This is a genomic window from Dechloromonas sp. ZS-1, assembly GCF_039649255.1.
Classification (GTDB): Bacteria; Pseudomonadota; Gammaproteobacteria; order Burkholderiales; family Rhodocyclaceae; genus Azonexus.
The window spans coordinates 45,068-70,442 of record NZ_JBDIYD010000013.1; the positions used below are offsets into that span (position 1 = coordinate 45,068).

The window sequence follows — 25,375 nt, forward strand, 5'->3', positions numbered from 1 at the left end:
GAGAGCGCAAACCTGTAGTCAATGTGAGGGGATTGGTTTCAATATCGAATATATTCTTTGCGCACGATGCGATGGTATCGGCGTTGAAGACAATGAACTGCAGGAAGAGAGGGCTTGCAGTAAGTGCCGAGGTATGGGGTCAGTTGAGAAGAAGTTTCGTTGTGACGCTTGCCAGGGCAGTGGAAAAATCATCTCGTTTGATGAGAAGGATGTCACCCCAAATCTTGAGGAAGGGCCAGTTTAGAAACCCAAACGTCCAGGCCATTGGTAGGAATTGATTCCCTATAAATTAAGAAGCCCATGTCGCTGAACATGAGCTTCGTAAATCCTAGACCTTGGCAGTCGCGGCCAAGGCTAGCGGCTAATTGCCGTTGGGGTACTACTCGGTCATCTTGTCGAACTGCGGCGGATTTTCAGTCATGCTGCCTCCAATCGCGTTGTTCCTGAAGGGCCTGACCAACTGCCTGTCAGGCTTCGATTTCAGATTACTCCTCCGAATTAAAAAGTCTACTGCCGGGAAAGAAAACGGCCCGCCACTTGGCGAGCCGTTCTGACACCTACCGTCGGCGAGCTAGGTTAGTCGTTGCTGGAGAAGCCGAGCAGTTGCAGCACGGACAGGAACAGGTTCAGCACATTCAGGTACATGCTGACCGCGGCCATCACGTAATTGGTTTCTTCGCCGCGCACCAGACGACTGGTATCGAAGAGAATGAAACCCGAGAACAGGAGCGCCGCGACCGCGGATACGCCAGCCTGCATGGCCGGGACGAACATTGCCGCGATGCTGGCCAGGATGACAACAATCAGGCCAGCGAACAGGAAGCCACCCATGCGGGAGAAATCCTTGCCTGTCTTATGAACATATGCCGTCAGCGCCAAGGTGACCGCCGTCGTGATGACGGCAGCGGTCAATACCGTGCTGCTGCCACCCGGTAGATTGATGTAGTGGGATAGCGTCGGACCGAGGCCTAGGCCGCTGAGGGCCGTAAAGGTCAGCATGGTCGGCACGGCCGCTACGGTATTTCGATTCTTGTTCAGGTAGAGCAACGGCACCAGGCCGAGCAGCGTGAACACAATGCCGGCCAGCGGGCCAAAGCCGGCCAGCATGCTGATACCTGCGCCTACGCCAGCGACAGCGGTAGACAGGGCGAGTAGTTGGTAGGTATTGCGAATGACACGGTTGGTGTCGGGCGCTGCATACGTGCCATATTCGGTTTTGCTCAGGTCGATAACACGTGCTTCAGTGCGCATGGTGGTTTATTCCTCCAGTAGTAGGTGATGCCACTCTATGTCGGGACTGGTCATCAGGAAATCAATCCACTGCTGAGTGATGGTTCGAAAAAACCGAACCGATGATGGTTATTGGTGAGGATTTATTGTTTTTTAGACCGTCAATGGCACCGTTCGGGTGCTTGATGACCAAAAACTCATTCGATTTTCAGGGGGATTTTTTGGACAAGAATTGCTTTATTTCTTCACGATTGGCCAAGATATGCTTTTCAGTGCTCTGTGGAGCGTCGTTTTCAGCGCGTTTTGGAGCGTTTTTGTGGGGCAAGAGGTATGCTTCAGGGGCCCTCTTGGCCAGTTAATGCTTTATTTCGGGGCAGGAAATGCTTAAAGGCACAAAATCAGAGGTTTTTTGCTTTTCGGGGTGTACATCGAATTCCCCGTTGATCATCCTGCTTGGGTTTCAGGGTGACTCTCGGGTGACAGCAGGGTGACAAGATCACCACCCCACTGCCTAAATCCAGACTACCACGCTCGGCACTCTGTCCACAAGACTCCCACTGATTAGACCAGTGATGGAGAGGCTGCCAGAAGCTTGTGCTGCAAGACCATACCGCACTCACCAGCCACTCCACAGGCAGACCCTCACCCGCTCCTGCAACACCAGCCTGAAGCGTTATAGATGCCTTGGCGGCCATCCTGATTAGCCATGGGTTGAGGCCGGGGTACAGGGGGGATTCCTTGCCGCCTCCGTAGTCAGGAGAGCTCTCAGAATTTTGTGTCGGTAGATGTTTCGGGTGACCTCAGGGTGACAAGCCCCCTCCCTGCTCGCAGCACCCAGGCCGCTTTTCCCTTGCTGATCACAGCCAGTGTGATCAAAGCGTGATCACGCACAGGTCACCGATGAGCTGAACATTGAATGTTTCAATGCCAATGTTGCCTCACGATTGACCTAGCCCCCCCCTGAAAACAGCCCAATGGTTCCAACTCATTGAAAGTGCGACGGCGAGATCCTGCGACACGCCAGCACACAGGGCATCAAGACTGAGCATCGTTGGGCAGAGCCCCCCCGCCCCCAGGGCGCACCCATCGTGAGTCAGGAAGGATAGAACCCCCAAAAAGCATGAAGCCCATGTCGCTGAACATGGGCTTCTCAAATCCAGAACCCCGGCACTCAAGGCCAAGGTAAGCGGCTTGTCGCCGTTTGGGTACTACTCGGTCATCTCGTCGAACTGCGGCGGACTTTCAGTCATGCTGCCTCCCATCGCGTTGTTCCTGAAGGGCCTGACCCACTGCGCGTCAGGCTTCAATGCCAGATTACGCCTCCGGATAAAAAAGTCCACAGGCAGAATAAAAAAACGGCCCGCCGATGGCGAGCCGTAGTGGCCGCAGCCTCTATCGAGCGGCTTAGTCGTTACTGGAGAAACCCAGCAATTGCAGCACCGACAGGAAGAGGTTCAGTACATTCAGGTACATGCTGACTGCAGCCATCACATAGTTGGTTTCTTCGCCACGCACCAGACGACTGGTGTCGTAGAGAATGAAACCCGAGAACAAGAGCGCAGCGACTGCCGAAACGCCAGCCTGCATGGCCGGAACAAACATCGCAGCAATGCTGGCCAGGATGACGACAATTAAGCCCGCGAACAGGAAGCCACCCATACGGGAGAAATCCTTGCCGGTTTTATGGACGTACGCCGTCAGGGCCAGAGTGACGGCAGTGGTGATCACGGCTGCGCTCAGTACCGTGCTGCTGCCACCCGGCATGTTGATATAGTGGGCCAGCGTCGGCCCGATCCCCATACCGCCGAGGGCGGTAAAGGTGAGCATGGCCGGCACGGCTGCCGCCGTATTCCGTTTCTTGTGCAGATAGAACAGCGGTACCAGGCCGAGCAGGGTAAAGACGATCCCGGCCAGCGGGCCAAAACCGGCCAGCATGCTGATGCCTGCGCCGACGCCGGCCACCGCCGTGGACAGCGCGAGCAACTGGTAGGTATTACGAATGACACGGTTGGTGTCGGGCGCCGCAAACGTACCGTATTCGGTTCTGTTCAGGTCGATAACACGTGCTTCAGTACGCATGGTGGATCACTCCTCCGGTGGTTGGTGACAACACTGTAAGTCGTAGCGCATTACCAAAAAATCAAGCCATCCCTGAGCTTTAATTCGAGAAAACCGAATTAAACGTGACTATTCACGCGGATTACCAGCATGGCATCGGACCGCCTCGCCCGGCATCACCACTGATCGCACCGAAACGCATCCAGCGTGACGTTCCAGCCCCCCCCCTCCTCGATTCGCGTGTGATGACCTAACAACCTAGGCCAATCCCTAGCCCGCAAAAAATCCCAATTTGATTTGCTTCAGCGCAAGCCCAAATACACAAAATATGCTTGAATAAGCAGATAACAATTCAGTAATAGAGGGGAAAAAAATGACTATCGCCAAGCGTCTCATCATCCTCATGTGCGTGGCCATTCTGGGCCTTGCTGCCGTTGGGGGCTATTGCCTGTTGCAGATAGAGGAAATCAAAACCAATGTGCGCGAGGTGGCCAGCAATGTCCTGCCCAGCCTCAAGCTGATTGAACGCGCCGAGGTCGCCTACTTCCGTGCCCGCGCGCCCATGATCCGCCACATATCCCAGCCCAGCCAGGAAGAGAAACTGCTCGACGAAAAGCTTTTCGAAGCTCGCATGAGCGAAGCACGACAGGCGTTGCAGGATTACGAAAAACACATTTCCAGCGACAAGGACCGGGCTTATCTTGAAACCAGCAAGAAGCTACTTGAAGAATTTGCGCGTGGCGCCACCAAGGTTTTTGAGCTCTCGCGCAACCAACATACCGATGAGGCGCGCAAGTTAAATAGCCAGCTTCGTACCACCATCGATGCACTGGCCAAGAATTTCATGGAGCACGCCGGTTACAACCACGAACTTGCTGCCGAAGAAATCACCCGGATTGAAGCCGCCGGACAACGCGCCATCAATGTCAGTCTGGGGCTGCTGGCGGTGTGTGCTGCCAGCGTCCTGGGACTGGCCATCACCACCTATCGCCATGTAACGCATTCGCTGAGCGCCATGTCGGCCACATTTTCCCAGATCGAAACCCAACTCGATTTCACGCAGCGCCTGCCGATTTCCGGCTCGGATGAAATCGCCACCACCTCCGGTGCATTCAACCGGCTGCTGGACCGACTGCAACAGAGTTTCCGCGATCTCGCCTCGCGCAGCCAGGATGTGAATCAGGCCGCGGACCGGGTGGCCACCGCCGCCACGGAAATGTCCTCGGCCTCGACCTACCAGAGCGAATCGGCCTCCAGCATGGCCGCCACCATCGAGGAACTGACGGTCAGCATCAACCACGTAGCCGACCGCGCCCGCGAAGCCAATCAACTGGCCGAATCCTCCGGCGATCGCGCCAATCGTGGCGGCGAGATCATTGGCACGACCGCCCAGCGCATCAATTCGATTGCCGATACGGTCAACAGCGCCGCAACACAGATTTCCGAACTGGAAGCACAGAGCGAAAAGATCAGCAACGTGGTCGCGGTGATCAAGGACATTGCCGACCAGACCAACCTGCTCGCGCTCAACGCCGCCATTGAAGCCGCACGCGCTGGCGAACAGGGGCGTGGTTTTGCCGTCGTGGCCGACGAAGTCCGCAAACTTGCCGAGCGCACCACCAGTTCGACCCAGGAGATCGCTTCCACCATCCTCACCATGCAGAGCGGCGCCCAGGCTGCCGTACATGGCATTCAGGCGATCACCGCACAAGTCGAGGACGGGGTCAGCAGCGCCCGGGAAGCCAATGAGTCCATCCAGGACATCGAGGCCAGCGCACGCCAGACCGTCGATATGGTCGGCGACATTTCCGAGGCCATCCGGGAGCAAAGCATGGCTAGCACCGCCATTGCCCAGCAGGTGGAAAAAATCGCCCAGATGTCGGAAGAAAACAGCGCCACGGCAAAGTCGACCGCCGACACTGCCTCCGAACTCGCCAACCTGTCGGACAAGATGCAAGCCATCGTCGCCCAATACCGCCTCTGAATCGAGGCCTGAGCACGCCCAAGGGCAGGCAGCAGCCTGCCCTTTTTCATGCCCGCACCTTGCGCCGGGCACGCTCCAAAGCTTACTAGACGACTGGTCTAATAGATGCCATACTACCTGCCATGAATGCTCGTCACGACAACACGCGTCAGCACATTCTCGAAACCGGCCAGCGCATCATCGCGGGCAAAGGCTTCGCGAGTGTCGGCCTGAACGAAATCCTGACCACTGCCGGCGTCCCGAAAGGCTCCTTCTATCATTACTTCGCCTCCAAGGAGCAATACGGCCAAGCGCTGCTGGAGGAGTATTTCGCCCGCTACCTGGACGAAATCGACCACTTTTTCGCAACCTGGCAAGGCACGGCCGGCGAGAGCCTGATGCGCTACTGGCAACGCTGGCAGGATACGCAGCATGTCGCCTGCAACGAGCAGAAATGCCTGGTCGTTAAACTTGGGGGCGAGGTAGCCGACCTCTCGGATGCGATGCGCCTGACCCTGCGCGACGGCACGGCCCGGATTGTCGAACGCATTGCCCGGCGCATCGAGGCCGGCCAGGCCGATGGTTCGATCCCGCCCCTGCCCGCCGCCGAAACCGCCCAGACCCTGTACCAGATGTGGCTGGGCGCCAGCCTCTTGAGCAAGCTGCACCGGACGCCGGATGCCCTGAACAACGCGCTGGCGTTCACGCGCCAGCTTTTGAACCAGCCCTGATCTCACACCGGCTGTCCATGGACAGCCATTTTTAACGCCTTTTGCATAGACGACCGGTCTAATATCACCATCCTCACCCCAAGGAGTCCCGCATGACCACTTTGTTCGATCCGATCCAGATTGGCGACCTCGCGCTCAAGAACCGCATCGTGATGGCCCCGCTGACCCGTAACCGCGCCATCGAAGGCAACCGCCCCGGCCCGTTGACCGTCGAGTACTACCGCCAACGTGCCAGCGCCGGCCTGATCATTGCCGAAGCCAGCCCGATCAGCCCGACGGCCCAAGGCTACCTCGACACCCCGGGCATCTGGTCGGAGGCCCAGGTCGAGGCCTGGAAAGCCGTGACGGCCGCCGTCCATGCCGAAGGCGGCAAGATCGTGCTGCAACTCTGGCACGTGGGCCGCGTTTCGCACGTCTCGCTGCTTCCGGACGGCGAAGTCCCGGTCTCGTCGACCGATCAGGCTGCCGAAGCCGCCACCTTCACCCGCGAAGGCTTCATCCCGACCTCCAAGCCACGCGCCCTGCGCGACGATGAAATCCCCGGCCTGATCGAGGACTACCGCAAGGCAGCCCGCAACGCGATCCATGCCGGCTTCGACGGAGTGGAAATCCACGCTGCCAATACCTACCTGATCGAACAGTTCCTGCGCGACAGCGTGAATGACCGCAGCGGCCCCTACGGCGGCAGCATCGAAAACCGCGCCCGCCTGCTGCTGGAGGTCGTGCGTGCCATCACCGGGGAGATCGGCGCCGGTCGTACCGGTATCCGCCTGAGCCCGCTGACCACTTTCACCGCCGCGCTCGACAGCAACCCGCAAGCGCTCTACGGCTACGTGGTCGACCAGCTGGCGCCGTTCAGCCTGGCTTACCTGCACATGATCGAAGGCGACACCGGACGCACCCGCACCCCCGACGGCGTATCGGTCGATTACGCCGCCTTGCGTAAGGCGTTCAACGGCCCGTGGATGATCAACAACTGCTATGACCGCGACCTCGCCGTGCAGGCCATGGCAGACGGCAAGGCAGATCTGCTCGCCTTTGGCCGCAGCTTCATCAGCAACCCGGACCTCGTCCGCCGCCTGAAAGAAAACGCGCCCTTGAACGCATTGCGTGCCGACACACTCTATGGGGGGGGCGCGGAAGGCTACACCGACTACCCTTTCCTGACCGCCTGATGTTCGCCCGGAGGCCGCACCCGCGGCCTCCATGACCGAAAGTCTGCATGACACCTGATCGCCGCTGGCGCCCCGCCCTCGCCCTTGCCATCCTCTCCCTCACCTGGGGTTACACCTGGGTGCTGGCCAAGCAGGGCCTGCAATACGCGCCCCCCTTCGCCTTTGCAGCCGAACGTTGCGTCGGCGGCGCCCTCTCGCTCGTACTGGCCCTCAAGCTGATGGGCAAGCCGCTCAAGCTGGTCGCCCCCTGGCCCACGGTCGGGATTGCCCTGACCCAGATCACCGGCTTCATGGTCTTCCAGACCTGGGCCCTGGTCGAGGGCGGCCCCGGCAAAACCGCCGTGCTCATCTTCACCATGCCGATCTGGACCCTGCTCCTCGCCTGGCCGCTGCTCGGCGAACGGGTGCGCGGGAAGCAGTGGCTGGCGGCCGCCAGCACCCTCACCGGCCTGCTGCTGATCATTGAGCCCTGGGACATGCAGAGCAGCCTGTTCAGCAAATTTCTCGGCTTGATGGCGGCGCTCTGCTGGGCCTGCGGCACCATCCAGATCAAGCGCCTGCGGTCGACGACAAAAATCGACCTGATTACGCTGACCACCTGGCAAATGCTGCTCGGCGCCATCCCGCTGATCGGCCTCAGCCTGATCGTGCCGGAACCGGCCACGCAATGGACAGCGCACTACATCGGCCTGCTTGCCTTCATGTCGATCGGCAGCACGGCGCTGTGCTGGTGGCTCTGGGCCTATATTCTGGACCGCGTACCGGCCTGGGAAGCGAGCCTCTCCGTCCTGGGCACGCCCGTGATCGCCATCCTCGCCTCCAGGCTGACCTTTGGCGAAGCCTTCAAAACCAGTGAAATTGCCGGCATCCTGCTGATTGGCGGCGGGCTCACCCTGCTCTCCCTGCTCAGTTGGGCGGCCAGTCGGCGCAGCGCCAGCCTCAAACCAGACTGAGTCTCCGTTTGTCCCCATCGCCTGCCCATCGATTCCCCTCTGACCGTCCTGACTCACCGAGAACAACCATGACCCACCGTTTTGAATTCAGCTATCACAACCCGACCCAGATCGTTTTCGGCACGAACGCCTTTGCCGCGCTCGACAGCCTGATTCCGCAGGACGCGAAAGTACTGCTGCTGTATGGCGGCGGCTCGATCAAGCACAACGGCGTGCATGCCCAGGTCACGGCGGCACTCGGACAACGGGAGATTGTCGAGTTTGGCGGCGTTGAGCCGAACCCGACCCTGGAAACCCTGACGGCGGCGGTCGACCGCGCCAAAGCGGCCAAAATCGATTTTGTGCTGGGCGTGGGCGGCGGCTCGGTGTCCGATGGGGCAAAATTCGTCGCCAGTGCGGCGTGCTATGACGGCGACGGCTGGGACATCGTCAAGGGACTGCATGTCCCGAGCAGCGCCCTGCCGGTCGGCATCGTGCTGACCCTGCCGGCGACCGGCTCGGAATCGAACGCAGCGGCCGTCGTCACGCGCAAGGCCAGCCTGGAGAAGCGCGTGTTCTACGTGCCGCCCGCCCGACCCCGCTTTGCCCTGCTCAATCCGGACGTGATGCACAGCCTGCCGGACCGCCAGCTGGAAAACGGAATCGTCGATGCCTTCGTGCATGTCTGCGAGCAATACCTCACCCATCCGGTCGGCGCACTGGTTCAGGACGGCTATGCCGAAGCCGTCATGAAGGCCCTGAAAACGCTGGCCGATACCTTCGAGCAACGGCGCACCACCGGCTGGCAGCAAAACCTGATGTGGGCGGCCAATCAGGCGCTGTGCGGCATCATCGGCGTCGGCGTGCCGACCGACTGGATCACGCACCGCATCGCCGTCGAACTGACCGCGCTCTGGGATATCGACCATGGCCGCACGCTCGCCATCATCCAGCCCGCCCTGCTCAAGGAGCTGATTGAGGCCAAGCGCGCCAAGCTGGTACAGATGGGGCAAGCCGTTTTCGGCCTGCCCCAGCCCAGCGCAGAAGACACCATCGCCGCCATCGAGGCGCTCTACCGCAGTTTGAGCATGCCGCTCCACCTGCGCGAGGCGGGCATTGACGAGGCCGATGCCGCCGAACGCGTGTTCGCCGCCGTGAAGGCGCATGGTAATGCCGCGCTCGGCACGCATGCCGGCGTGACCGAGGCGATCACGGCACGCATCATCCAGCGCGCCTGCGCCTGAGTCCCCGCACGCGCCACAGGACAAAAGACCCGGCCCTGCGGCCGGGCTCGGGTATCCTTGGCATCCCGCACGCGCCCCCTGAACAGGGACCCCGCTGCGGCATGCCAATTACCCCCCTGTCCGCCGAGAATCATGGGCCTGATCGACCCCAAAACCTTCCTCTTCGTTGCCAACCTGCTGGGCATCCTGTTCGCCTTCGTCCTTGCCGTCCAGGCACGCAGCTTTCCCGATGACATCGATGGCCTGCGCGACTGGGCGCGGGCCGTCACCCTGATCAGCGTCGCCTCCGGCCTGGCTGCCATGCGCGGCCTGTGGCCCGATCTGGTCAGTATCGTGCTGAGCAGCGCCTGCCTGTTGCTTGGCCAGCTCCTGCTCATTTTCGGCCTACTCCGCTACAACGGCCGCCACCCGGCCTGGCGGCCGGCGCTCGATGGCATCGGCGCCGTGCTGCTGCTCATCCTCTGGCTGACCTATGGCGCCCAACACTATCAGGGCCGGATTTTCCTGATGGCCCTTGCCCAGATCGCCTTCTGCGCGGCCGGCGCTTATCTCGCCTGGCGTGCTGCACCGGCCGGCTTCGGCAGTCGCTTTCTGACCGGGGTTTTCGTCGTCAGCGCCGCCGTCGCCCTCTGGCGCATCGGTACCTTGCCGAGCAGCGCCAGCGAAACCGACGATCTGTTCGACCACAACCTGATCCAGCAGATCTACCTCGGCATGTTCTCGCTCGGCGTCATCGCGCTGGCCATCGGTTTCATCCTGATCACCAATGAGCGGCTGCGTGTCGAACTCGAATTCATGGCCACGCGCGACCCGATGACGGGCTCACTCAACCGCCGTGCCTTCTTTGCCCGCGCCGACATCGAATGGGCCCGCGCCTGCCGCACCCATCGTCCCCTGACTGTGATCACCTCGGACATCGATTTCTTCAAGAAGGTGAATGACACCTATGGGCATCACATCGGCGACCTCGTGATCAAGGACTTCGCCCAGCGCGCCACCGCCCAGTTGCGCCTGCCGGATATCCTGGCCCGCTTTGGCGGCGAGGAATTCGTCATCCTGCTGCCCGAAACCGGGCTGGCCGAAGGCAAGAAGGTCGCCGAACGCATCCGCCGTGAAATCGAGCAGCGACGCGACCCGAAGCTGCCGCCCTACACGGTCAGCCTGGGCCTGGCCGCCTCGGGCAATACGAGCACCGATCTCAGTGCGCTCCTGGCAGAAGCGGATGCTGCGCTCTATCGCGCCAAACAGAACGGACGCAACCGTGTCGAAACCTGACGCCCGGAGTGCAGGCAGCCCTGCCCCTGCCCAGCGCATCATCAAGGTGCGCCGCGACTACAACACCTGGGTTGCCAACGAGACCCTGGAAGACTATGCGCTGCGCTTCACACCGCGCAGCTTCCGCAAATGGTCGGAACTGCGCGTTGCCAACACGGCCTTTGGGGCGGCCTCCTTCCTCGTGCTGGAAGCCGTCGGCGCCACCATGCTGGTCCAGGCCGGCTTCCTGAACGCTTTCTGGGCCATTCTGGCGACCGGCCTGATCATCTTTTTGCTCGGCCTGCCGATCAGCATCACGGCGGCGCGGCATGGTCTGGATATGGACTTGCTGACCCGCGGCGCCGGCTTCGGCTACATCGGCTCGACCATCACCTCGCTGATTTACGCCTCCTTCACCTTCATTTTCTTCGCGCTCGAGGCAGCGATCATGGCCTATGCGCTGGAACTGGCCTTCGGTCTGCCGCCTGCCTGGGGCTACCTGATCTGTGCGCTGGTCGTGATCCCGCTCGTTACCCACGGGGTCACGGCGATCAGCCGTCTGCAGGCCTGGACCCAGCCCTTGTGGATATTCCTGCTCGTCCTGCCCTATGTCTTCGTCTTCATGGAGGACCCCGCCGCCCTGCAAGGACTCTGGCAGTACGGCGGCGAACGCGGTGGCGCCGGGCAATTCGACCCTGCCCTCTTCGGGGCGGCGCTGACCGTGGGGATTGCCCTGGTCACCCAGATGGCCGAGCAGGTCGACTACCTGCGCTTCATGCCGGAAATCCGCCCCCATCGCCGTCGCCAGTGGTGGGCCGCGGTCATTCTCGGCGGCCCCGGCTGGGTGCTGCCCGGCATCCTGAAAATGCTGGGCGGCGCCTTGCTCGCCTGGCTGGTCCTGCGTAACGGGATTCCGGCTGAAAAGGCGGTCGACCCCAACCAGATGTATCTGGTCGGCTTTTCCCATGTTTTCGATCAGACCTCGCTGGCCGTGGCCGCCACGGCGGTTTTCGTGATCATTTCCCAGCTCAAGATCAACGTCACAAACGCCTATGCCGGCTCGCTCGCCTGGTCGAATTTCTTCGCCCGGCTCACGCACAGTCACCCCGGCCGCGTGGTCTGGGTGGTCTTCAACACCCTGATCGCCCTCCTGCTCATGGAGCTGAATGTCTTTCAGGCCCTCTCGCAGGTCCTCGGACTATATTCGAATATCGCGATTTCCTGGATAGCCGCCGTGGTCGCCGATCTCGTCATCAACAAGCCGCTTGGCCTCTCCCCCCGGGGCATCGAGTTCAAGCGCAGCCATCTGTACGATATCAATCCGGTCGGCGTGGGGGCGATGGCGGCTGCCTCCGGTCTCGCCATCGCCACCTTTGCTGGTGTCTTCGGCCACGCCCTGCAGGCCTATGCACCCTTTGTCGCCCTGCTCACCGCCTTCCTGATTTCGCCCCTCCTGGCGTGGTTGACCGGCGGACGCTATTACCTGGTCGGCCAGCCCCCCTCTCCGACGGTCAACGCCCAGCGATGCGCCATTTGCGAGCGCAGCTACGAGCCGGAAGACATTACGCACTGCCCGGCCTATCAGGCCCCCATCTGCTCACTCTGCTGCTCGCTCGATGCCCGCTGCCACGACCAGTGCAAGCCAAGCGCCCACCTCGCCGCGCAATGGCAGGCCTGCCTGCGCCGCATCACACCGCGCCAGCTCCATCCCTATCTGGAGAGCGGCCTTGGCCACTATCTGCTGCTCATGCTGGCCGTGGCGCCGGTCCTCGCCCTGATTTTCGCCTTGCTCTACCTGCACGAGGTGCTGCATCTGGGCAACGATGGCGCGCTCATCCGCGCCCTGCAGGAGAGCTTTCTCAAAGCCTATGCGGCACTCATGTTGCTCACCGGCGTGGGTGCGTGGTGGATGGTGCTGACCCAGCAAAGCCGGCGGGTGGCGCAGGAAGAGTCCAATCGACAGACTGAACTGCTCATGCAGGAAATCGATTCCCACCAGCGTACCGATGCCGCCCTGCAAGCCGCCAAGCGTGTCGCCGAGCAGGCCAATCAGGCAAAGAGCCGCTACATCACCGCAATCAGCCACGAACTGCGGACACCGCTCAACAGCATTCTCGGTTACGCCCAGATCCTCGATGCCGACCCCGACATCCCGCCCCAGCGCAAGCAGGCCGTCAGCGTCATCCGCAAGTCGGGCGACCACCTGCTGTCGGTCATCGAAGGCACCCTGGACATCGCACGCATCGAGAGCGGCAAACTGACGCTCGATGTCCGGGCGATGGATTTCCCGGCCCTGCTGCAACAGCTGGTCGGCATGTTCGAGCTGCAGGCACGTAACAAGGGCCTGCAGTTCAGCTATCGTCCAGAGGGCGAACTGCCCGCCGTGGTACGCGCCGATGAGCGCCGCCTGCGCCAGATCCTGATCAACGTCTTGGGCAACGCCGTCAAATTCACGACGCGGGGCGAAGTGCGCTTTCAGGTCAGCTACCGCCGCGACATGGCCATCTTCGACATCGAGGACACCGGCCCCGGCATCCCCACCAGCGAACTCAACCGGATTTTCGAGCCCTTTACCCGGGGCAGCACTGCGCAGGCTGGCGGCAGCGGGGTCGGCCTGACCATTGCCCGGATGCTCACCGACCTCATGGGCGGCCAGCTTCAAGTGAGCAGCGAACCGGGCCAGGGTAGCCGCTTCCGCATCCGGCTCTTCCTGCCGCATGTGCATGCGGCCACCGCCGAAGGGGTGCTGCCGCGCCTGGAACCGATCGGCTATCAAGGGCCGCGCCGGCGCATCCTGATTGTCGATAACGAGAAGGTCGACCGTGACCTGCTGCAAAACGTCCTCGCCCCACTCGGCTTCATCGTCGAACAAGCCGCCAGCGGGGAAGACTGCCTGACCATCGCGCCGCGCTTTGCGCCCCACCTGATTTTCATGGATCTCGGCATACCGGGCATCGACGGTTGGGAAACCATTCGCCGCTTGCGCCGGATGCCCCTGCCGGACACCCGGATCGCCATCCTCTCGGCCAACGCCTTCGACAAGAACCTTGAGAACGATGTCGGCATCGCGCCCGAAGACTTCATCGTCAAACCGTTCAACCTCAATGACCTGCTGATCTGGCTGGGCGCGACCCTTGCGCTCGACTGGGTCATCGCCCCCGCTACCCCGAGTGCCCCGCCGGCGCCGCTCGACGATGCCCCACCACCGATGATTGCTCCGGATAGCGCTGCCTTGCAGGCGCTCGACGAGCTGGTCAATCTCGGCTACCTGCGCGGCATTCTGAACAAACTGGCCGAGATCGAGCGCAGTGCGCCTGTTCATGCCGAATTTGTCCGTGTCCTGCGCGATCTGGCACGCCAGTTCCAGTTTGACGCCATGAAGGAAATCCTGAGGAAAATGCGCGATGCACAGCCTTGATCGCACCATCTCCGACATTGTCCTGATCGTCGACGATATCCCGGAAAATCTCGCCCTCCTGCACGACGCGCTCGATGAGGCAGGCCACACCGTGCTCGTCGCCACGCACGGCGAAGCCGCCTTGCAGCGCGCCCGCCAGAGCCTGCCCGATGTCATCCTGCTCGATGCCGTCATGCCAGGCATGGACGGTTTCGAGGTGGCACGCCGCCTGAAGGCCGACTTTGTCACCCAGCACATTCCCATCGTTTTCATGACCGGCCTGACCGAAACCGAGCATGTTGTGGCGGCCTTTGCCGCAGGCGGCGCCGATTACGTGACCAAGCCCATCCGGCCGCCGGAAGTGCTGGCGCGCATTGCCGCCCATGTCATGAATGCGCGCCAGATGCGCCAGGCACGCACCGCCCTCGACGCCTTCGGCCAGGCCACCGTCGCCGTGCGTGCGGCAGACAGCCGGATCGTCTGGCAGACGCCACTGGCCCGCGCCCTGCTGCACAGCTATTTCGGCAACCCGGAAAGCGTCGCCCCGGAAGAACTGCTGCACTGGATTGCCGCCGCCCATCGTGCCCGGGCCGAACATCGCCCGCCCAGCCCGCTGCTCTTTGCCCAGGCGCAGAAACGCCTGCTCGCCTCCTTCCACGACCAGACGGGCGACGATGAATGGCTGGTCGTCCTGCGCGAGGAAAACGATGCCTCTGCGGTCGAGTCGCTGATCGCTGCCTTCCGGCTCACCCAGCGGGAGGCCGAGGTCCTGTACTGGGTCGTGCAGGGCAAGACCAGCAAGGACATCGGCGACATCCTCGGGAGCAGCCCGCGGACGGTCAACAAGCATCTGGAACACATTTTCGAGAAACTCGGGGTTGAAACACGCACCGCCGCCGCCAACCTGGCCATGGGCAAAATGCGCGGCACGCAGGGCTAGACACAGGCAGGCGCCCGTGCGGCATGGCGCAGCGGGGCTGTCGAACTAGGTGACCCTCACCGGACGGATCAGCATGCCCTCGTCGTCCCGCGTGACCGGCATGGCGAAGGCGTAGCGGTCGACCTCGGCCGCCAGGGTCAGGTCGGCCAACGGCAGGTTGGGCCATTCGCCGGACAGGAAACGACGACCGAAATCGGATTCGCGCACCCGCCGGGCGTAGACCGTCGGATCGGGCTGGCTGCCTCGCAGCAAGGCCTCGATATAGTCGGCGCAGGCGACATCCTCGTCGCCATCGCGATCCACCCATTCGCCGGTGATGACGAAGCAAACCTCCTGTGCCCCTGCCTGCCGGATCAGCGCCGCAGTTGCCCGCGCACAGACCAGGCTGGCCGCATACAGGGCCGGTGCATGCACAAAACGCTGCAGGCCGCGTACCCCGGCCGCCGTACTCATGACGACCTGGCGTCCGGCCAGATCAATCCCCAGCAATTCGGCTGGTGCATTGCCATAGGCAAAACCGGGTGCCGGGTCCCCCCCTGCCACGGCCCCCACCGTCACGGCATCCGGCAGGCGTTCGGCGACGGCAATTGCCGCCGCCCCCCCCTCGACTGGGCGCACACAGGCCGCGCCTCCGGCCAGGGCCACGGCCGCCGTGGTGAACGAGCGCAGGACATCGATGACGACGACCGCATCGGGATGTTCCGGAAGATGCTGCAGCCGATTCAGGTAAATGCGCGAAAAATTCATGCGGGCACTGTCGCTGGAAATTGAGGCAGCGGGCAAATGGCCCGCCAGACAAGGCGGCACGGGGTTTGAACAAGGCCGCCGACCCTGTACGCAATCTAACGTATTTTCGCGCGCACCGGGGCTACTTAATCTGACGTTGCACTGCACAAACGCAGACCGCTTACCCAAGCTGATTGCCCAACCTGATTACCCAACGTCCAAGGAGCTTCCATGAGCACTCGCCGCAACTTCATCAAGGCCACCGTCCTGGCCGCCTCGCTCTCCGCCATCGGCATGAGCGCCCACGCCGCCGACACCATCAAGGTCGGCATCCTGCACTCCTTGTCCGGCACCATGGCCATCTCCGAAACCGCGCTCAAGGAAACCGCGCTGATGACCATCGAGGAAATCAACAAGGCCGGCGGCGTGATGGGCAAGAAGCTGGAGCCGGTGGTGGTCGATCCGGCCTCCAACTGGCCGCTGTTTGCTGAAAAGGCACGCCAACTGCTGACCAAGGACAAGGTTGCCGTGACCTTCGGCTGCTGGACCTCGGTTTCCCGCAAGTCGGTACTGCCGGTTTACAAGGAACTGAACGGCCTGCTCTTCTACCCGGTGCAATACGAAGGTGAAGAACTGGAAAAAAACGTGTTCTACACCGGCGCTGCCCCCAACCAGCAAGCCATCCCGGCCGTCGAATACTTGATGAGTAAGGATGGCGGCGAAGCCAAGCGCTTCGTGCTGCTGGGCACCGACTACGTCTATCCGCGCACGACCAACAAAATCCTGCGCGCCTTCCTGAAATCCAAGGGTGTAGCGGACGCCGACATCATGGAGGAATACACCCCCTTCGGTCACAGCGACTACCAGACCATCATCGCCAAGATCAAGAAATTTGCCGGTGAAGGCAAGAAAACCGCCGTCGTCTCCACCATCAACGGCGACTCCAACGTGCCCTTCTACAAAGAGCTGGGCAATGCCGGCCTGAAGGCCACCGATGTGCCGGTGGTCGCCTTCTCGGTCGGCGAGGAAGAACTGCGCGGCGTCGATACCAAGCCGCTGGTCGGCCACCTGGCTGCCTGGAACTACTTCCAGTCGCTGAAGAACGGCGAGAACACCAAGTTCATCAAGATGTTCAAGGACTGGGCGGTGAAGAAAAAACTGCCGAATGCCAACACCGTGGTCACCAACGACCCGATGGAAGCCACCTACATTGGTATCCACATGTGGGCCCAGGCCGTCGACAAGGCCAAGTCCACCGATACCGACAAGGTCATCGCCGCCATGGCCGGCCAGACCTTCAAGGCCCCGTCCGGCTTCACCGTGAAGATGGACGAAAAGAACCACCACCTGCACAAGCCGGTGTTCATCGGCGAAGTGAAGGCCGACGGCCAGTTCAACGTGGTCTGGAAGACCTCGGGTCCGGTCAAGGCCGCACCGTGGTCGCCGTACATCCCGGGCAACGACAAGAAGAAGGACGAGCCGGAAGCCAAGTAAGCCGGATCGGCAGTCACACAACGGGGGCCACGGCCCCCGTTTTCACGCCAGACAAAGGAAACGCCATGAATCGCGAAGCAGTCACCGACCTAATCGTCATCCAGAAAGTCAAAAAACAGCTGAGCTGGGCCCAGTTGGCCGAGATCGTCGGCCACAGCAAGGAATGGAGCACTGCCGCCCTGCTCGGTCAGATGACACTGACCGAAGCCCAGGCCAAGGCAGTGGGCGCTGCGCTCGACCTACCGGAAGAAGCGGTCGCACAACTGCAAGTCGTGCCCTACAAAGGGTCGCTGCCAACCTCGGTACCGACCGACCCGCTGATCTACCGCTTCTACGAACTGGTCAATGTCTATGGCAGCACCTTCAAGGCCCTGATCCATGAAGAATTCGGCGACGGCATCATGAGCGCCATCGACTTCAACATGGACCTGACGCGCGAGGCAGACCCAAAGGGTGACCGCGTCAAGATCGTCATGAGCGGCAAGTTTCTGCCCTACAAGACCTACTGAAGGGCATGCACTTAAGGCCGGCGGGGAGGTCAGGGACAAGCGCGGATGCAACACCCGCCTGAAAGAGCTTGGGGGAGCCCGACCCGCCCTACCGATTCAGACGCTTACTTCCGCCACTTGGCCCAGGGATCATCCGCCGCCCCGCCGGACTCGGCGGCACGCGGCGCACTGCGGGGCGCACCGCGTGAAGTGGAGGCCGGGCGACCAGCACGTTCCGCATCGCGCTGTGCCGCCTTGCGCGCGCGCTTTTCACGCAGGCGCTCGGCATCTTCGAGGCTCAGAACAGCTGGCAGCCCCGGCTGCTGGTCGAGCGGCACGATACGGTCACGCGGCGGCAGTTCGAACTGCTCAGCCGAGGCCCGCGGCAGGCTCTTGAACTGATAAAGGTAGAAAGCCTCCACCTTCTCCCGCGCCCAATCAGTCTTCTTGAGGAATTTGACGCTCGAATCAATGCTCGGGTTGGTCTTGAAACACTGAATGTTCAGATAGGCAAAGAGCAACTCGTAACCGTAGTGATTGACGATCTCGGTGACCAGTGTTTTCAGGCTGACGCCATGCAGCGGGTTATTCTTGTAATTAATTTCAGTGTTCATGGCAGCGCCGACAACGAGGAGAAAACCGCATTCTACCTGCGCACTCCGATGGATGGCAGGCGGGCAGCGCCGCCACCTCCACTGAAACTGTCCTGCATCGCAATGCGAATTTAAAGCGCTGTCACTGATTCATTACGGCTGGCTATTTGAACGCCATCGCGTCCATTGGCTTTGGCACGATACATCGCTTCATCCGCTGCTTTCGATAGGCTTATTTCATCCATCCCATCTTCCGGATATACGGCAACACCAAGGCTGCAGGAAAGCGAAAGTTCGATGCCATCAATACGGTAGGGCTGCCGCACAGCCAGGCGAATTTTCTCGGCCAGGCCGACGGCTAATTCTGCTTTGGTTAATTCGGGGATCAGGACCACAAATTCATCACCGCCGATACGGCCGACCGTATCAGATGCGCGTACCGTTTCCTTCAGTCGACGTGCGACCTCCTGCAATACCCGATCGCCTACGGCGTGGCCATGGTTGTCATTGATGGGCTTGAAATTGTCGAGATCGAGAAAAATCATGGCGAAATACCCTTCATAACGCCTAGCGAAGGCCAGCTCATGGTGTACGCGGTGGCTGAACAAAGCTCGGTTGGGCAAGCCAGTCAGCGGATCATGCTGCGCCATCTGCCGTAATTCCTCGGTCATCTCCTCGGCCAGTTGCAAAGCGCGTGATCGCCCCGAGATCATCGCCCAGACCAGCAGTGACAGCAGGAGACTCATACCACCGCCCGTCACGGCAATGACACTAGCGGAATTCCGTCCAAAACGATCCAGAAACGCCTCCTTCGTGCGCAGCATCAATGTCCAAGTGTGTCCAGCGACCAGCATGTATTCGCGGGCTGTCAGGGCAGTTTCAGCAATTTGCGGGGTGTCGGCAGTACTGCTTGAGCGGTACATGAGTGCCGCTTTGACTGGATCGGCGTCATCGTAGATTTCCAGAAAGAGATCGTCAGGCCGACTGCCATACAGACTGGCCATGAAGTCCCCCATAAAAAAAGCGGCATATACCCAGCCGATCAGATGCTTGCGGCGATCAATCTGGCTGTCGCGCGGCTTGCCCTGTTCATAAATCGGCAAATACATGATGAATCCGGGCTTTACCTCCTCCCCGTGATCAACTGCCAACTTCACTTTTCCGGTCAGCGCAGGCATCCCCGAATCGCGCGCTTTTTCCATGGCTGTCCGACGCACCGGATCAGCCCAAGTATCGAGGCCAAGCGCGGCCAGGGAAGCACTGGACTCAGGTTCACGCTGGACCACCGGCGCATAGAAATCACGGTCGCCCTCAGGATGAATCTGGTAGCCCGCCAAACCGAGTCGACGCATTTCGGCAATATGCCCGGCTATTTCATGGGGCAATACTTTCTTGATCACGCCAATAGTCTGTATGCCCGAAAAATTGGCGTCGAGTTGCAGCGTGTGTACGTAATCACGTACCGCTTGGCGGTTCATCAGACTATTGCTGGCAAACAGGCCTTGCAGACCGCGCAAGGTTTGCTCGTAGGCCAGTGCTCGCTGTTCGATCTGGCCTACTATTTCACGCAAGGCGTAATCGAATTGCGCACGTAAAGCGTTGTCGACGACCTGATGCTCATGCTTCCAGGACAAGCACGTTAGGCCCAGGCAAACCACCAATACCGCCAAAGGCAGAAAAAGCAGGCGCGGTGACTTGATCAACATACGGAGGTAATCAGGAAATCGCCAAGGACGCTCAGAAATCCATCATGGCTGCAGCCAGATCGGGTTTGAAGTATTTCTCGAAAATACGGCGCATGGTGCCATCCGCATGCATTCCATTGATAAGGGCACGCCATTTTTCTTGCTCTGCCGGCAAAAGGGCCTTTTTTGACATGATCAGGCCATGAGGAACGGCAGGATCATTGAATTCGATGATCGTGGTGCTATCTCGAATTTGCTTTTCGTCGAGAGTCGGATAGTCAAAGGGCTCGATGATCATGCCTTGAATGTGATTCAGCATCAGTGCCTGGTATAGGGGGGCAAGCCCACTGCTCTGGTTGATGCGATTTGCGGCGTGCATTTGATCGACCATGCGGTTGGCCGATTCGCTATAACGAAAACTGCGAATCACACCCAGCTTCAGCTTTCCACTCTGTACGAAGTCTATGTGGGAACTTACGCCTGCGTCCTTGCGTACCAACAGGTAGTACTTGTTGCTGAAATACCAGGCAAAGGCAGCAAACTTGTCACGCTCGGCATTGGCGATACCTGACAGGCTGAAATCCAGCGCACCGGACTCGATCAATTGCCAAATGCGGGCACGAGCCATAAGGCTGACGGTGACTTTACATCCGCTGCGGCGAATCAACTCATCGGCAACATCCTTGTCAATGCCGGTATCGGTATCTGCCGAATATAAAAGACCATGGTCGTGCAGGGCCAAGGTATATGGACGTGAACAATCCAAACCAGCAGCAAGTGACATACTGGTCAAACCAAACACAATCCATAGCTGTATGAATGTACGCACGATCATTGTCGATTGACCCAGGCCCCTCAGTTGTTGTTCAGATGATATCAACTCTCCGCCAGCAGAGTTAATGGGATTCAGTCGCGCCGATTCATCCTGTCGAGAAAAAAATGCGTGACCGATTTATGGTGTGATGCTGCCACGCAAAGGCCTGCCGTCGGGATACATCGGCAATCCACTTCCGGCCAAATCCAGCCCGCCACCACCGCCTCCTCCCATCTACGCACCCCTACGCAATTCATCGTATTTCTGATCCTCCGCCCCCCGCATAAGCTGTTGCTGCACTGCACACATTGCGGATGGATCTTTGATGAAAATACCCCTGACAGCACTCCTGCTCTGCCTCGGCAGCCTGAGTACCCATGCAGCACTCGACCCGGCGCAGGTGCGCCAACTGGCCGCGGAGGATTCGACTGACAAAGTCGCGGCCATCCGCCTGATTGTTCAGGCGGCGGACCCGGAGGCCGAGCGCGTGCTTGGGGCCATGGCGGATGGCCAGCTCTATCTGGCTGCCGACAAGGCCTTGATCATCGACGGCGATCACGCCCGGGATGCGGCCACCGGCAAGGCGGTCAAACTTCCGGCCGATGCGGAGGCGGTCACGGTCAACAACCGGATTCGGGGCGAATTGGCTGGCTCCCTCGCCGCCTTGAAACTCCTGGATGCCAACCCCGAGGTACGCCTCGCCTCCGCACGCACCCTGCAAAATGCAATCAGCCCGGACATGGCTCCACTGCTGGCCAAGGCATTGGCCCAGGAAAGCGATGCCCGGATCAAGCCCCTGCTCGTCTCGGCCCACGCCCAGGCCAACCTGGCCGATCCGGCGCCGGCGGCCCGCCTGACGGCAGTACAGGCGCTGGCCGATGCAGGCAGCCCCGGCATCAAGGCCCTCTTGTTGCCGCTGACCGATAAAGCGAACGAGCCCGACGACAAGGTCCGCTATGCCGCCATCGAAGCGGTGAAAGCCATCGAACGCCGTCTGGCACTGAGCGAAACCCTGGCCAGCATGTTCACCGGACTCTCGCTCGGCTCCATCCTGCTCCTGGCCGCGCTGGGTCTGGCCATCACCTACGGCGTGATGGGCGTGATCAACATGGCGCACGGCGAACTGCTGATGGTTGGCGCCTATTCAGCCTACGGCATGCAGAGCCTGTTCCGTGCGTATTTCCCGGAGGCCATCGCCTGGTATCTGCCGGCGGCCATTCCGGTGGCGTTCTTCGCCGCCGCGCTGGTCGGCGTGCTCATGGAACGCACGGTCATCCGCTGGCTCTATGGCCGCACGCTGGAAACCCTGCTCGCCACCTGGGGGATCTCGCTGGTCCTGATTCAGAGCGCCCGCGTCCTCTTCGGCGCGCAGAACGTCGAAGTCGCCAACCCGAGCTGGATGTCCGGCGGCATTGAACTGATGCCCAACCTGCTCCTGCCCTGGAACCGCATCATCATCATCGGCTTTGCGCTGTTTGTGCTCTTCCTAGTCTGGGTGTTGATGAACAAGACGCGGCTGGGCATGTTTGTCCGCGCTGTCACGCAAAACCGGCCGATGGCCTCCTGCGTCGGCGTGCATACGGCACGCATCGATACCCTGGCCTTTGCGCTGGGCGCGGGCATCGCCGGGCTGGGTGGCGTCGCACTCTCGCAGATTTCAAACGTCGGGCCGGACATGGGCCAGGGCTACATCGTCGATTCCTTCATGGTCGTCGTGGTCGGCGGCGTCGGCCAGCTCGCCGGTGCAGTCTGGGCGGCGCTCGGTCTCGGCATTTTCTCGAAACTGCTCGAAGGCTGGGCCGGTGCGGTCATCGCCAAGATCTGCATCCTCGTCGCCATCATCGTCTTCATCCAGAAGCGTCCGCAGGGCATCTTTGCCCTCAAGGGCCGTTTTGTTGAATAAGGAACTGGACACCATGCGCAAGCCGCTTACCCTCCGCATCCTGTCCGCCCTGGACACCCGGGCCTGGATCGCGCTCGCTGCCTTCCTCGCCCTGACCCTCGTCGCCGTCCCCGTACTGCATCTTGCGGTCCCCGAGGAGAGCGCCTTCCACGTCTCCACCTATGCCATCACGCTGGTCGGCAAGATCATGTGCTACGCGCTGGTGGCCGTGGCCATGGACCTGATCTGGGGTTACGGCGGCATTCTGTCGCTCGGCCACGGCCTGTTCTTCGCACTCGGTGGCTACGCCTTCGGCATGTACCTGATGCGCCAGATCGGCCGCGACGGCTCGTACGGCGCCGACCTGCCGGATTTCATGGTATTTCTGGATTGGAAAGCGCTGCCCTGGTTCTGGGTCGGCAGCGACCACTTCGGCTGGGCTACCCTGCTCGTCCTCGCCCTGCCGGCTGCCGTTGCCTTTGTGTTCGGTTACTTCGCCTTCCGCTCGCGCATCAAGGGCGTGTATTTCTCGATCATCACCCAGGCGCTGACCTATGCCGCGATGCTGCTCTTCTTCCGCAACGAAACCGGTTTCGGCGGCAACAACGGCTTCACCGACTTCAAGCGCATCCTCGGCCACGGCATCACGACGCCGGAGATGCGCCTCGTGCTCTTTGGCCTGACAGCCCTGACCCTGGCGGCAGCCCTGGTCTTTGCCGCCTGGCTGGTTAAATCCAAGTTCGGGCGGGTGTTGACCGCCATCCGCGATGCCGAATCCCGCGTCATGTTCATCGGCTACAACCCGCTCTGGTACAAGCTGACCATCTGGACGATCTCCGCCGTGCTCTGCGGCATTGCCGGGGCGCTCTATGTGCCGCAGGTCGGCATCATCAACCCTTCCGAAATGTCGCCCGGCAACTCAATCGAGATCGCCATCTGGGTCGCTGTCGGCGGGCGCGGCACGCTGATCGGGCCGGTCATCGGCGCCTTCGTCGTCAATCTGGCCAAGAGCTGGTTCACCGTCAGCTTTCCCGAGTATTGGCTGTTCTTCCTCGGCCTGCTGTTCATCGTCGTCACGCTGATGCTGCCGCAAGGGCTGGTCGGACTGTGGAAAAAAATCATGAGAAAAGAAGGAGCCGCAGCATGATCCTCGAAACCACCCTCGACGACCGTCCAGAAGGCAGCGACAGCGCCGACCAGATGGGCCACCTCGTCACCGGCGAACTCGACCTCTCGCACGGCATCGCGCTCTATCTCGAAGACATCACCGTCAGCTTCGACGGCTTCAAGGCCCTGAACAATCTCAATCTTGCCATCGACGCCGGAGAACTGCGCTGCATCATCGGGCCCAACGGCGCCGGCAAGACGACCATGATGGACGTCATCACCGGCAAGACCCGGCCCGACGCAGGCAAGGCTTTCTTCGGCCAGACCATCGACCTGACCCGCCTGACCGAACCGGAAATCGCCCATGTCGGCATCGGCCGCAAGTTCCAGAAGCCGACCATCTTCGAGCAGCACAGCGTGTTCGAGAACCTCGAACTGGCCATGAAGACCGACAAGCGCGTCTGGAAAAGCCTGATGGCGTGGCTGACCGGTGACGAACGCGACAAGATCGCCGACACCCTGCGCCAGATCCGTCTCGACAAGGAGGCCGACCGCCCCGCCGGACTGCTCTCGCACGGCCAGAAACAGTGGCTGGAAATCGGCATGCTGCTGATGCAGGAGCCCAAGCTGCTGCTGCTCGACGAACCGGTCGCCGGCATGACCGACGACGAGACGATGCGTACCGCCGAACTCTTCGTCTCGCTGGCGGGCAAGCATTCGCTGGTCGTCGTCGAACACGACATGGCCTTTGTCGAAAAACTCGGCGGCAAGGTCACCGTGCTGCACGAAGGCTCGGTGCTGGCCGAAGGCGATCTGGCAACGGTGCAAAACGACCAGCGCGTGATCGAGGTTTACCTGGGGCGCTGAGGCGTCCCGATTTGGGGCAAATTTCCGGGTTGACCGCAGGAACGCACTCAACCCGATGCGCGATACACACGGACAGAACAACAAGGGCAGAACACCATGCTGAAGATCGACAACCTCCACCAGGCCTACGGCGGCAGCCACATCCTGCGCGGCCTCAGTTTCGAGGTCAAAACCGGCGAAGTCACCACCCTGCTCGGCCGTAACGGCGTCGGCAAGACGACCCTGCTCAAGTCGCTGATGGGGCTCGTCAAAACGAAGGAAGGCAGCATCACCTTCGACGGCAAGGACATCACCCATCTGGCGCCGCATGAGCGCGTCAAGGCCGGGATCGGCTTCGTACCTCAGGGCCGCGAGATTTTCCCGCGCCTCACCGTCGAGGAAAACCTGCTCATGGGCCTCGCCACCCAACCCGGCAATACGCGGATTCCGGAACGGATTTTCGAGATGTTCCCGGTCTTGAAGCAGATGATGCACCGTCGCGGCGGCGACCTCTCCGGCGGCCAGCAGCAGCAGCTCGCCATCGGCCGGGCCCTGGCCATGGGGCCGAAGCTGCTGATCCTCGACGAACCCACCGAAGGCATCCAGCCCTCCATCATCAAGGACATCGAACGCGCCATCCGCATGCTGGCGCAAAGCGGCGAAATGGCCATCCTGCTTGTCGAGCAGTACTACGACTTCGCCGAAGCCCTGGCCGACCAGTACCTGCTCATGGAGCGCGGCGAATTCATCATGCGCGGCCGCGGCGACACCATGCCGCAGGATGGGGTGCGGGAGGCACTCGCCGTCTGATACCGG

The 25,375-nt window shown here is 61.1% G+C and carries 20 protein-coding genes; 14 read left to right on the forward strand and 6 right to left on the reverse strand.

Going from position 1 to position 25,375, the window contains the following annotated elements; genetic code table 11:
- Nucleotides 1–576: 576 nt before the first annotated feature.
- Nucleotides 577–1,251, reverse strand: a complete 675-nt coding sequence (locus tag AACO21_RS13845) for a Bax inhibitor-1 family protein (RefSeq protein ID WP_346193116.1) — start codon at nt 1,249–1,251, stop codon at nt 577–579.
- Between the two features lie 1,383 nt (nt 1,252–2,634).
- On the reverse strand, nt 2,635–3,309 hold the full coding sequence (locus AACO21_RS13850; protein ID WP_346193117.1) for a Bax inhibitor-1 family protein: 675 nt from the start codon (nt 3,307–3,309) through the stop codon (nt 2,635–2,637).
- Between the two features lie 352 nt (nt 3,310–3,661).
- Here AACO21_RS13850 and AACO21_RS13855 point away from each other — a divergent pair, with 352 nt between their 5' ends.
- From AACO21_RS13855 to AACO21_RS13890, 8 genes are all read left to right on the forward strand, one after another.
- Nucleotides 3,662–5,272 (forward strand): HAMP domain-containing methyl-accepting chemotaxis protein, encoded by a 1,611-nt coding sequence (locus AACO21_RS13855; protein WP_346193118.1) that lies wholly within the window; start codon nt 3,662–3,664, stop codon nt 5,270–5,272.
- A 122-nt stretch (nt 5,273–5,394) separates the two neighbouring features.
- Nucleotides 5,395–5,982: a TetR/AcrR family transcriptional regulator gene (locus AACO21_RS13860; RefSeq protein ID WP_346193119.1), complete on the forward strand. Its 588-nt coding sequence runs from the start codon at nt 5,395–5,397 to the stop codon at nt 5,980–5,982.
- A gap of 92 nt (nt 5,983–6,074) precedes the next feature.
- A complete protein-coding gene (locus AACO21_RS13865; RefSeq protein WP_346193120.1) occupies nt 6,075–7,157 on the forward strand; it encodes an alkene reductase in 1,083 nt (360 codons plus the stop codon).
- A 47-nt stretch (nt 7,158–7,204) separates the two neighbouring features.
- A complete protein-coding gene (locus tag AACO21_RS13870) occupies nt 7,205–8,110 on the forward strand; it encodes an EamA family transporter (RefSeq protein ID WP_346193121.1) in 906 nt (301 codons plus the stop codon).
- 68 nt (nt 8,111–8,178) lie between these two features.
- A complete protein-coding gene (locus tag AACO21_RS13875) occupies nt 8,179–9,333 on the forward strand; it encodes an iron-containing alcohol dehydrogenase (RefSeq protein WP_346193122.1) in 1,155 nt (384 codons plus the stop codon).
- Nucleotides 9,334–9,465: 132 nt separating this feature from the next.
- Nucleotides 9,466–10,608, forward strand: coding sequence for a GGDEF domain-containing protein (locus AACO21_RS13880; RefSeq protein WP_346193123.1), 1,143 nt, complete (start codon nt 9,466–9,468; stop codon nt 10,606–10,608).
- Nucleotides 10,595–14,005 (forward strand): ATP-binding protein, encoded by a 3,411-nt coding sequence (locus AACO21_RS13885; protein ID WP_346193124.1) that lies wholly within the window; start codon nt 10,595–10,597, stop codon nt 14,003–14,005. The genes AACO21_RS13880 and AACO21_RS13885 overlap by 14 nt, the downstream gene beginning before the upstream one ends.
- Nucleotides 13,992–14,924, forward strand: coding sequence for a response regulator transcription factor (locus AACO21_RS13890; RefSeq protein WP_346193125.1), 933 nt, complete (start codon nt 13,992–13,994; stop codon nt 14,922–14,924). The genes AACO21_RS13885 and AACO21_RS13890 overlap by 14 nt, the downstream gene beginning before the upstream one ends.
- Nucleotides 14,925–14,969: 45 nt before the next feature.
- Here AACO21_RS13890 and AACO21_RS13895 read toward each other — a convergent pair whose 3' ends face one another.
- The gene (locus AACO21_RS13895) at nt 14,970–15,671 is read right to left on the reverse strand and encodes a 2-phosphosulfolactate phosphatase (RefSeq protein ID WP_346193126.1); all 702 of its coding nucleotides are present in this window, start codon (nt 15,669–15,671) and stop codon (nt 14,970–14,972) included.
- Between the two features lie 210 nt (nt 15,672–15,881).
- On the opposite strand from AACO21_RS13895, the gene urtA reads away from it, so the two are divergent.
- Both urtA and cynS read left to right on the forward strand, forming a co-directional pair.
- Nucleotides 15,882–17,144, forward strand: coding sequence for an urea ABC transporter substrate-binding protein (gene urtA / locus AACO21_RS13900; protein WP_346193127.1), 1,263 nt, complete (start codon nt 15,882–15,884; stop codon nt 17,142–17,144).
- Between the two features lie 65 nt (nt 17,145–17,209).
- Entirely contained in the window at nt 17,210–17,653 is a 444-nt protein-coding gene (gene cynS, locus AACO21_RS13905; protein WP_346193128.1) for a cyanase, read from the forward strand.
- 104 nt (nt 17,654–17,757) lie between these two features.
- Here cynS and AACO21_RS13910 read toward each other — a convergent pair whose 3' ends face one another.
- The 3 genes from AACO21_RS13910 to AACO21_RS13920 all read right to left on the reverse strand — a co-directional run bounded on the left by AACO21_RS13910 (nt 17,758) and on the right by AACO21_RS13920 (nt 20,745).
- Nucleotides 17,758–18,246, reverse strand: a complete 489-nt coding sequence (locus tag AACO21_RS13910) for a VF530 family DNA-binding protein (protein WP_346193129.1) — start codon at nt 18,244–18,246, stop codon at nt 17,758–17,760.
- A gap of 110 nt (nt 18,247–18,356) precedes the next feature.
- Nucleotides 18,357–19,931 carry a CHASE domain-containing protein gene (locus AACO21_RS13915; protein WP_346193130.1) on the reverse strand — a complete coding sequence of 525 codons (1,575 nt, stop codon included), beginning with the start codon at nt 19,929–19,931 and terminating at the stop codon, nt 18,357–18,359.
- Between the two features lie 31 nt (nt 19,932–19,962).
- The gene (locus AACO21_RS13920; RefSeq protein WP_346193131.1) at nt 19,963–20,745 is read right to left on the reverse strand and encodes a transporter substrate-binding domain-containing protein; all 783 of its coding nucleotides are present in this window, start codon (nt 20,743–20,745) and stop codon (nt 19,963–19,965) included.
- A gap of 304 nt (nt 20,746–21,049) precedes the next feature.
- On the opposite strand from AACO21_RS13920, the gene urtB reads away from it, so the two are divergent.
- From urtB to urtE, 4 genes are all read left to right on the forward strand, one after another.
- Nucleotides 21,050–22,627, forward strand: a complete 1,578-nt coding sequence (urtB, locus tag AACO21_RS13925; protein WP_346193132.1) for an urea ABC transporter permease subunit UrtB — start codon at nt 21,050–21,052, stop codon at nt 22,625–22,627.
- Nucleotides 22,628–22,640: 13 nt separating this feature from the next.
- Nucleotides 22,641–23,753, forward strand: a complete 1,113-nt coding sequence (gene urtC / locus AACO21_RS13930; protein WP_346193133.1) for an urea ABC transporter permease subunit UrtC — start codon at nt 22,641–22,643, stop codon at nt 23,751–23,753.
- Between the two features lie 53 nt (nt 23,754–23,806).
- The gene (urtD, locus tag AACO21_RS13935; protein ID WP_346193150.1) at nt 23,807–24,580 is read left to right on the forward strand and encodes an urea ABC transporter ATP-binding protein UrtD; all 774 of its coding nucleotides are present in this window, start codon (nt 23,807–23,809) and stop codon (nt 24,578–24,580) included.
- Nucleotides 24,581–24,676: 96 nt separating this feature from the next.
- Nucleotides 24,677–25,369, forward strand: coding sequence for an urea ABC transporter ATP-binding subunit UrtE (urtE, locus tag AACO21_RS13940; protein ID WP_346193134.1), 693 nt, complete (start codon nt 24,677–24,679; stop codon nt 25,367–25,369).
- The last annotated feature ends 6 nt before the right edge of the window (nt 25,370–25,375 follow it).

Excerpts from the sequence above, each read along its gene's own strand:
- urtA (WP_346193127.1), top strand. The coding sequence starts at position 15,882 with ATGAGCACTCGCCGCAACTTCATCAAGGCCACCGTCCTGGCCGCCTCG.
- AACO21_RS13890 (WP_346193125.1), top strand. The coding sequence starts at position 13,992 with ATGCACAGCCTTGATCGCACCATCTCCGACATTGTCCTGATCGTCGAC.
- AACO21_RS13875 (WP_346193122.1), top strand. The coding sequence starts at position 8,179 with ATGACCCACCGTTTTGAATTCAGCTATCACAACCCGACCCAGATCGTT.
- AACO21_RS13895 (WP_346193126.1), bottom strand. The coding sequence starts at position 15,671 with ATGAATTTTTCGCGCATTTACCTGAATCGGCTGCAGCATCTTCCGGAA.
- AACO21_RS13850 (WP_346193117.1), bottom strand. The coding sequence starts at position 3,309 with ATGCGTACTGAAGCACGTGTTATCGACCTGAACAGAACCGAATACGGT.
- AACO21_RS13910 (WP_346193129.1), bottom strand. The coding sequence starts at position 18,246 with ATGAACACTGAAATTAATTACAAGAATAACCCGCTGCATGGCGTCAGC.
- AACO21_RS13860 (WP_346193119.1), top strand. The coding sequence starts at position 5,395 with ATGAATGCTCGTCACGACAACACGCGTCAGCACATTCTCGAAACCGGC.
- cynS (WP_346193128.1), top strand. The coding sequence starts at position 17,210 with ATGAATCGCGAAGCAGTCACCGACCTAATCGTCATCCAGAAAGTCAAA.
- urtB (WP_346193132.1), top strand. The coding sequence starts at position 21,050 with ATGAAAATACCCCTGACAGCACTCCTGCTCTGCCTCGGCAGCCTGAGT.
- AACO21_RS13855 (WP_346193118.1), top strand. The coding sequence starts at position 3,662 with ATGACTATCGCCAAGCGTCTCATCATCCTCATGTGCGTGGCCATTCTG.
- AACO21_RS13865 (WP_346193120.1), top strand. The coding sequence starts at position 6,075 with ATGACCACTTTGTTCGATCCGATCCAGATTGGCGACCTCGCGCTCAAG.
- AACO21_RS13845 (WP_346193116.1), bottom strand. The coding sequence starts at position 1,251 with ATGCGCACTGAAGCACGTGTTATCGACCTGAGCAAAACCGAATATGGC.
- AACO21_RS13920 (WP_346193131.1), bottom strand. The coding sequence starts at position 20,745 with ATGATCGTGCGTACATTCATACAGCTATGGATTGTGTTTGGTTTGACC.
- urtC (WP_346193133.1), top strand. The coding sequence starts at position 22,641 with ATGCGCAAGCCGCTTACCCTCCGCATCCTGTCCGCCCTGGACACCCGG.
- urtE (WP_346193134.1), top strand. The coding sequence starts at position 24,677 with ATGCTGAAGATCGACAACCTCCACCAGGCCTACGGCGGCAGCCACATC.
- AACO21_RS13880 (WP_346193123.1), top strand. The coding sequence starts at position 9,466 with ATGGGCCTGATCGACCCCAAAACCTTCCTCTTCGTTGCCAACCTGCTG.
- urtD (WP_346193150.1), top strand. The coding sequence starts at position 23,807 with ATGGGCCACCTCGTCACCGGCGAACTCGACCTCTCGCACGGCATCGCG.
- AACO21_RS13870 (WP_346193121.1), top strand. The coding sequence starts at position 7,205 with ATGACACCTGATCGCCGCTGGCGCCCCGCCCTCGCCCTTGCCATCCTC.
- AACO21_RS13915 (WP_346193130.1), bottom strand. The coding sequence starts at position 19,931 with ATGTTGATCAAGTCACCGCGCCTGCTTTTTCTGCCTTTGGCGGTATTG.